Raw genomic sequence first — 1,694 nt, 5'->3', positions numbered from 1 at the left:
ATAAAAGTGTTAAACAGCAGCGTCTTACGATATTGGTACTACTGACAACGTTAGCCTCTCTCGTCGCAATACTGCTTGGGATGGTGCTTGTTACCGCTAATAAACATCGTCGGTTCCAAGCTAACACTGAGACGAAGCCCGTGTTATCGTTCCACTATCTTGGGCTCAGGGCTATAGCGTGCCGGGTACGGTTTACCATGCGACAATGGAAAGCTGCACTCACGTGGTACAGCTCCTTAGTCGATGAGGCCTGGGCTGGAAGCACATGAAATTAAATTCGTGGGGATCCCTCAGGTTCTGACCCTGTTTGATGTTCGTTAGATTCGATGTGATGAATGTAATTGGAAGATAAATGCGGATCTGACCCCATTTATTCACTCTGCCCCAATTTGGGTTTTTTAGGTTGGATGTAATTAAGGATTAATACCAATTGCATTAATTAATTGACCAACTTAATCCAATCCCTAGTACACATCGACTTAACGCGCTCGACATTGGAGATAAACATATTCCATGCCGCGGATACCTGCTCTACAATATCGTCATACCCTTCAAATACTCGGTTTGAGAGGCAATGTTGCCTCAGCCACTGCCACACTTGCTCTATCGGATTTAATTCCGGCGAATAGGGCGGAAGCTTGATCAGAGTGACATTGGCGAGTTCGTCTGCAGTATCAGGTGTATGCCAACCTGCACCATCGATAATCACGACTGCATGCCGTCCCGGCTCTGTTGTTTCGCTGATTTGTTTCAAGTGTTGCCTCATGACATCCTTGTTCACAAATGGACTGATAAACGCTTCGGTTTTTCCATTACTTGGACATACAGCACCAAACAGATAACCATAATCGAATTGCTGCTGCTTCACCACTCTCGGCCTGCTCCCGGTTGCGGCCCATATTCTGGTCGTTTGATTTTGTTGTCCGAACCTCGCTTCATCCTGAAACCAGATATCAATGCGATCAAGCCCTAGGTGACCTGGGGTGTGAAGGATCGTTTCCAGTTGGAAGTTTTTTAAAAGCGTCTTGCGCCTCCTGTGATTGCTTAGGGTGTTTTGAACGGCTGGTTATCCAGCTGAATCCCAGCGCATGCATAATGCGATAGACATTCCTCAACTCGTAATCGACCTGCAAGGTATCACGAATATAGCGGCGTACATCCTCAGCGATTAAGCGCCCTCCGTCAGGTTTCACTGCATTGTGCTGGATAAACTCACTAAGATGTTTCCGTTGGACTGCTGTTAGCTGATGAGTTCTGCCAGGACGGAGCTTATCTTGTAAACCATCAAGACCGTGGGCAAGGTAATTGGACACCCATGTATTGACGCTGCCTCGGGCAACCCCGAGGTATAACGCAATCTGAGTGCGAGTTTCACCTCGTTTGAAATGGTACAAGGCCAAATAACGTGTACGTAATTGTCCTCGGGAGGTTTGCCTTGCCAATTGTTTAAAGTCTTCAGCCGTATGCATACTAAAAATCAAAAAAAATATGAATACTGCTATTAGATCAAATTTTTAAGTCAATTGGTATAATGTTGATCTGACCCCCATTTATTTTTTTGGGGCACAAAACAAAAAACCCGCCGTTAGGCGGGTTTTTCTTAATGGGACCTGGCAGTGTCCTACTCTCACATGGGGAAACCCCACACTACCATCGGCGCTAATACGTTTCACTTCTGAGTTCGAAATGGAGTC

The 1,694-nt window shown here is 46.0% G+C and carries 1 protein-coding gene, 1 rRNA gene and 1 pseudogene; 1 reads left to right on the top strand and 2 read right to left on the bottom strand.

Annotated elements, in window-relative coordinates; translation table 11 throughout:
• Positions 1–269: pseudogene (locus tag O9X84_RS19455) on the top strand (IS4 family transposase); the annotation flags it as partial.
• Positions 270–439: 170 nt separating this feature from the next.
• Here the strand turns inward: O9X84_RS19455 and O9X84_RS19450 are convergent.
• Positions 440–1,469 (bottom strand): IS630 family transposase gene (locus tag O9X84_RS19450; RefSeq protein ID WP_442864577.1). Its coding sequence is split into 2 segments (ribosomal slippage): positions 440–1,016 and positions 1,015–1,469, totalling 1,032 coding nucleotides; the frame shifts between segments, so codons are not numbered across the junction.
• Positions 1,470–1,608: 139 nt separating this feature from the next.
• Positions 1,609–1,694 (bottom strand): 5S ribosomal RNA (gene rrf / locus O9X84_RS19685); the annotation flags it as partial.

Origin of the sequence: Alteromonas sp. BMJM2 (assembly GCF_027257845.1) — a bacterium.
Lineage (GTDB): Bacteria > Pseudomonadota > Gammaproteobacteria > Enterobacterales > Alteromonadaceae > Alteromonas.
The sequence above is the reverse complement of the archived record's forward strand: the minus strand, read 5'-3'. Positions and strand labels throughout refer to the sequence as shown.